Source organism: Tardiphaga sp. (genome assembly GCF_044340795.1).
GTDB lineage: Bacteria > Pseudomonadota > Alphaproteobacteria > Rhizobiales > Xanthobacteraceae > Tardiphaga.
The window spans coordinates 1-6078 of record NZ_JBIISY010000309.1 but is presented as its reverse complement, the minus strand read 5'-3'; the positions used below and the strand labels follow the sequence as shown (position 1 = coordinate 6078).

Sequence of the window (6078 nt, the reverse complement as noted above, 5' to 3'; positions counted from 1 at the left end):
CGTGTTCACATAGGTGATCGGCGGCTCGCCACCGGTGATGTCGACGGGATTGCCGGCGGCACCGAATGGCGGGATGAACTTGCGGAACGCCGCATCGAGATCCGGCGGCATCGCCATCAGCGACAGACCATTATCCACCACCGAGTCCGACAGCAGCACGCCCGAACCACCGGCACCGGTGATGATCAGCACGTTCTCGCCCTTCGGCGTCGGCAGCACAGGGATGCCGCGCGCGAATTCGAGCAGCTGGCGCAGCGAGCGGGCGCGGATGACACCCGACTGCTTCAGCACATCCTCATAGATCTTGTCGTTACCGGCGAGCGCACCGGTATGCGACGAGGCCGCCTTGGCGCCCGCCGAAGTACGGCCAGCCTTGAGCACCACCACCGGCTTCTTCTTGGAGACGCGCTTGGCGGCTTCCGCGAAGGCGCGGCCGTCCTTCAGATCCTCGCAATGCTGCGCGATGATCGTGGTGTTCGGATCCTGCTCGAAGAAGGCGAGCAGATCGTCCTCGTCGATATCCGACTTGTTGCCGAGACCGACGATGGCCGATACGCCCATCTTGGCCGAACGCGAGAAGCCGATGATGGCCATGCCGATGCCACCGGACTGCGACGACAGCGCCGCCGAGCCCTTCACGTCGTAGGCCGTACAGAAGGTCGCGCAGAGATTCGACGGTGTGTAGTAGAAGCCGTAGATGTTCGGGCCCATCAGGCGGATGTCGTATTTCTTGCCGACGGCGACGATCTCTTCCTGCAGTTCAGGCGCACCGGCTTCGGCAAAGCCCGACGGGATCAGCACGGCGCCCGGAATTTTCTTTTCGCCGCATTCGGTGAGTGCTGCCGCAACGAATTTTGCAGGGATCGCGAACACGGCCGTGTCGATCTCGCCCGCCACATCCTTGACGCTCTTATAGGCCTTGAGGCCCATGATCTCGTCGGCCTTGGGATGGATCGGATAGATCTGTCCCTTGTAGCCGCCATTGATCAGGTTCTTCATCACCGAGTTGCCGATCTTGCCGTCCTCGGCAGACGCGCCGATCACGGCGACGGCCTTGGGCTGCATGATACGGTTCATGGCGGTGACGATTTCGGCAGTCGGGCGCGGCGCCGGACGCGGCTTGTAGTCGAAATCGACGACGATACGGACGTCGGCCGCAATCGCATCCTTCTTGGTGGCGAACACCGGATTGAGATCGAGCTCAACCATTTCCGGGAAATCGCTGACGAGCTGCGAGACCTTCACGATGATGTCGGCCAACGCCTCGCGATTGGCGGGATCGCCACCGCGCACGCCATGCAGCATCTCGGCCGCCTGGATGCCGTCGAGCATCGACAGCGCATCGTCATTGGTCGCAGGCGCCAGACGGAAGGTCACGTCCTTCAGCACTTCGACCAGCACGCCGCCGAGGCCGAAGGCCACCAGCTTGCCGAACGAGCCATCGGTGATCGAGCCAATGATCACCTCGGTGCCGCCCATCAGCATCTGCTGAACCTGGACACCTTCGATCTTCGCATCGGCCTTGTACTTCTTCGCATTGGCCAGAATGGTGTCATAGGCCTTCTGCGCGTCTTCGGCGGTCTTGACGCCGACGATGACACCGCCCGCTTCGGTCTTGTGGAGAATGTCCGGCGAAACGATCTTCATCACCACCGGGAAGCCCATGCCGCCGGCGAGCTTCGCAGCATCCGCCGCCGAGGTGGCCACGCCCTCTTTCGGAACGGGAATGCCATAGGCGTCACAGACCAGCTTGCCTTCCGGCGCCGTCAGGCTGGTGCGCTTGTCCGCCTTGACGGCGTCGAGCACCTTTCGCACGGCATCTTTCGCCGAGGCGAGCGCTTCTTTGACGGCGAGATTCGATTGAGACATGGCCTTCTCCCATTGCGTTTCTTGACGCGGACGAATTGATGGCATTTGGTATGCCAGAAAATCGAAAGTCAAGGCGCGGTGCAGCGCAAAATTGCTGAAATAGCCGTCAGCTTGACATTCTGGCATCTGGCATGCCAAAAATTCTGGACGTTGTTTCTGTGGTAGGACGTCTCCGACCGGAGATGATTCATGCCCACGCGAAAACCAACCAAGGCGCCGTCCATTATGTCTGAGGCCGACCTTGCGATCGTTCGGATCGCACCCGAGACCAGCTTCAAGACCAAGGCCTATGAAGCCTTGAAAGAAGCCATTCTCAAGATGGACATCTACACGACGCCGGATCCGGTGATGCTCGACGAGCGCGCCCTTTCGGAGCGGCTGGGCGTCAGCCGCACGCCGATCCGCGAAGCGATCGCCATGCTGGAACAGGACGGTTTCGTCAAAACCGTGCCGCGCCGCGGCATCGTGGTGGTGCGCAAGACCAAGAACGAGATCGTCGACATGATCCGCGCCTGGGCGGCGCTGGAAAGCATGGCGGCCCGCCTGATCACGACCACCGCGCGCAAGAAAGACATTTCGGCGCTGCGCGACTTCTTCAAGGACTTTGGCAAGGACCGCTTGCCGCAGGATCATGTCGAAGAATATTCAAAGGCGAACATTGCCTTTCACCAGGCGGTGCTGGCGCTCAGCGAAAGTCCGGTCCTGATCGACATGACCAACGACATCCTGCTGCATGTGCGCGGCTATCGCCAGCTCACCATCGGCCGGGTCGATCGCACCGCGACCTCCCTGCCCGAGCATCTCGCCATCATCGAGGCGCTCGAGGAGCGCGACACCGAGCTCGCGGAGAAGCTCGCGCGCGATCACACGCTTGGCCTCGCCTCCTATGTCGAGGCGCATGGCCAGGAGCTATTTAGTTAGAGGCCATTGTTCACGTCACGCCGTCACGCGGCACGCCGCGCGACAAAGTCCAACAACCATACCCAGAAACGTCAGGGGAGAGCGGAATGTCCGCAGTTCACAGCATCGACACCTCAACCGAACAGGAACTGACAGATGGCTTCCATCTGATCATCGATGCCCTCAAGCTGAACGGCCTCAACACGATCTACGGTGTCCCCGGCATTCCGATCACCGACTTCGGCCGCATGGCGCAGGCTGAGGGCATTCGTGTCCTCTCCTTCCGCCACGAACAGGCCGCCGGCTATGCCGCCTCGATCGCCGGCTATCTCACCAAGAAGCCGGGCGTCTGTCTCACCGTCTCGGCGCCGGGCTTCCTCAACGGCCTCACCGCCCTCGCCCACGCCACCACCAACTGCTTCCCGATGATCCTGATTTCCGGCTCGTCCGAGCGCGAGATCGTCGACCTGCAGCAGGGCGACTACGAGGAAATGGATCAGCTCGCGATCGCGAAGCCGCTCTGCAAGGCTGCGTTCCGCGTGCTGCATGCGCAGGACATCGGCATCGGCCTCGCCCGCGCCATCCGCGCAGCCGTGTCGGGCCGCCCCGGCGGCGTCTATCTCGACCTGCCCGCAAAGCTGTTCGGCCAGGTGATGAATGCCGAGGCCGGCAAGAAGTCGCTGGTGAAGGTGATCGATGCCGCCCCGGCACAGATCCCCGCTCCGGATTCCATCAAGCGCGCGCTCGACGTGCTGAAGTCGGCGAAGAAGCCGCTGATCATTCTCGGCAAGGGAGCCGCGTACGCACAGGCTGACGAGGCCGTGAAGGCGCTCGTCGAGACCTCCGGCATTCCGTTCCTGCCCATGAGCATGGCCAAGGGCCTTCTGCCTGACACTCATCCGCAATGCGCCGGCGCCGCACGCTCCACGGTGCTGAAGGACTCCGACGTCGTCATGCTGATCGGCGCCCGCCTCAACTGGCTGCTGTCGCACGGCAAGGGCAAGGCCTGGGGCGACCAGCCGAAGAAATTCATCCAGATCGACATCGAGCCGAAGGAAATGGATTCCAACGTCGAGATCGTGGCGCCCGTGGTCGGTGATATCGGCTCCTGCGTCGCCGCTTTGCTGGATGGCATGGGCAAGAGCTGGACGAAGGCCTCGAGCGACTGGACCTCGGCTGTGACCACCAAGCGCGACGACAACATCGCGAAAATGGCGCCGAAGCTCCGCAACAACAACTCGCCGATGGATTATCACGGCGCGCTGGGCGTTCTCCGCACCATCATCGCCGAGCGCCCTGACGCGATGCTCGTCAATGAAGGCGCCAACACGCTCGATCTCGCCCGTGGCATCGTCGACATGTACAAGCCGCGCAAGCGCATCGATGTCGGCACCTGGGGCATCATGGGCATCGGCATGGGCTACTGCATCGCCGCCGCCGTCGAGACCGGCAAGCCGGTGCTGGCCATCGAAGGCGACAGCGCCTTCGGCTTCAGCGGCATGGAGGTCGAGACCATCTGCCGCTACAATCTGCCGATCTGCATCGTCGTCTTCAACAATGACGGCATCTATCGCGGCACCGACGTCAATCCGACCGGGGGCCCGGATGTCGCCCCCACCGTGTTCGTGAAGGGCTCGCGCTACGACAAGATGATGGAGGCCTTCGGCGGCGTCGGCGTGAATGCAACCTCGCCGGACGAACTCAAGCGCGCGGTCAACGAGGCGATGGATAGCGGCAAGCCGACGCTCATCAATGCGGTGATTGATCCCGCCGCCGGCAGCGAGAGCGGCCGTATCGGCAATCTCAATCCGCAGAGCGTTCTCAGCAAGAAGAAGTAATTCTGAACATGCGGGGTCGCGAGACCCCGCAAATTTCCTCCAAGTGCCGAGCCGGCAAAAAATAGTGACGGGAGCATAGCAATGACACAGGCGCTCAAAGGCGTTCGCATTCTCGACTTCACCCATGTGCAATCGGGCCCGACCTGCACGCAGCTTCTCGCCTGGTTTGGCGCCGACGTGATCAAGGTCGAGCGCCCCGGCGTCGGCGACATCACCCGCGGCCAGTTGCAGGACATCCCGAATGTGGACAGCCTGTATTTCACCATGCTGAACCACAACAAGCGCTCCATCACCCTCGACACCAAGAACCCGAAGGGCAAGGAAGTCCTCACCGCACTGATGAAAGAGTGCGATGTGCTGGTCGAGAACTTCGGCCCCGGCGTGCTCGATCGCATGGGCTTCTCATTCGAGAAGATCCAGGAGATCAACCCGAAGATGATCGTCGCCTCGATCAAGGGTTTCGGTCCCGGTCCCTTTGAAGACTGCAAGGTCTATGAAAACGTCGCGCAGTGCACCGGCGGCGCTGCTTCGACCACCGGCTTCCGCGATGGCCTGCCGCTGGTCACCGGCGCGCAGATCGGCGACAGCGGCACCGGCCTGCATCTGGCCTTGGGTATCGTCACCGCGCTGTATCAGCGCACGCAGACCGGCAAGGGCCAGAAGGTCACCGCCGCGATGCAGGACGGTGTGCTGAACCTGTCGCGTGTGAAACTGCGCGACCAGCAGCGCCTCGCCCATGGCCCGCTGAAGGAATATAGCCAGTTCGGCGAAGGCATTCCGTTCGGCGATGCCGTCCCGCGCGCCGGCAACGACAGCGGCGGCGGTCAGCCCGGCCGCATCCTGAAGTGCAAGGGCTGGGAGACCGACCCGAACGCTTATATCTATTTCATCACCCAGGCTCCGGTGTGGGAGAAGATCTGCGACGTCATCGGCGAACCCGGCTGGAAGACCGATCCGAACTACAACAAGCCGGCCGTCCGCCTGCCCCGTCTCAACGAGATCTTCGCCCGCATCGAACAGTGGACGATGACCAAGACCAAGTTCGAGGCGATGGAAATCCTCAACAAGGATGACATCCCCTGCGGTCCGATCCTCTCCATGAAGGAGTTGGCGGAAGACCAGTCGCTCTACGCCACCGGCACCATGGTCAAGGTCGATCACCCCGAGCGCGGCGAATATCTGTCGGTCGGCAACCCGATCAAGCTGTCGGCCTCGCCCACCGTCGTGGCGCGCTCGCCACTGCTCGGCGAGCACACCGACGAGATCCTCAAGCAGGTGCTCGGCTTCAGCGATCATCAGGTCGCCGAAATCCACGACAGCGGCGCCCTCGATCCGCCGCGCAAGGTGGCTGCTGAGTAAGCAAGCCCGCCAGCAGTTATTGAACGTGAAAGGCCGCCTGATGGGCGGCCTTTTTGCGTTGGTCACGCAATGACGACCGACGGCCCCAGATGGAACTTCGATAAGAAAAGCC

General features: G+C 62.3%; 4 protein-coding genes. 3 read left to right on the top strand and 1 reads right to left on the bottom strand.

Annotation, left to right across the window (positions count from 1 at the left end; genetic code table 11):
* A partial coding sequence (locus tag ACIQ17_RS29700) for an acetate--CoA ligase family protein (RefSeq protein ID WP_398473037.1) occupies positions 1-1869 on the bottom strand: 1869 nt, incomplete at its 3' end.
* Between the two features lie 189 nt (positions 1870-2058).
* Between ACIQ17_RS29700 and ACIQ17_RS29695 the strand changes: the two genes are divergently transcribed.
* The 3 genes from ACIQ17_RS29695 (at position 2059) to frc (ending at position 5966) form a co-directional block, all read left to right on the top strand.
* Positions 2059-2790, top strand: a complete 732-nt coding sequence (locus ACIQ17_RS29695) for a GntR family transcriptional regulator (RefSeq protein ID WP_398473035.1) — start codon at positions 2059-2061, stop codon at positions 2788-2790.
* A gap of 86 nt (positions 2791-2876) precedes the next feature.
* A complete protein-coding gene (oxc, locus tag ACIQ17_RS29690; protein WP_398473034.1) occupies positions 2877-4607 on the top strand; it encodes an oxalyl-CoA decarboxylase in 1731 nt (576 codons plus the stop codon).
* Between the two features lie 81 nt (positions 4608-4688).
* Positions 4689-5966 carry a formyl-CoA transferase gene (frc, locus tag ACIQ17_RS29685; protein ID WP_398473033.1) on the top strand — a complete coding sequence of 426 codons (1278 nt, stop codon included), beginning with the start codon at positions 4689-4691 and terminating at the stop codon, positions 5964-5966.
* Positions 5967-6078 lie beyond the last annotated feature (112 nt).

Coding starts and splice junctions, on each gene's coding strand:
- oxc (WP_398473034.1), top strand. CDS start 2,877: ATGTCCGCAGTTCACAGCATCGACACCTCAACCGAACAGGAACTGACA.
- frc (WP_398473033.1), top strand. CDS start 4,689: ATGACACAGGCGCTCAAAGGCGTTCGCATTCTCGACTTCACCCATGTG.
- ACIQ17_RS29695 (WP_398473035.1), top strand. CDS start 2,059: ATGCCCACGCGAAAACCAACCAAGGCGCCGTCCATTATGTCTGAGGCC.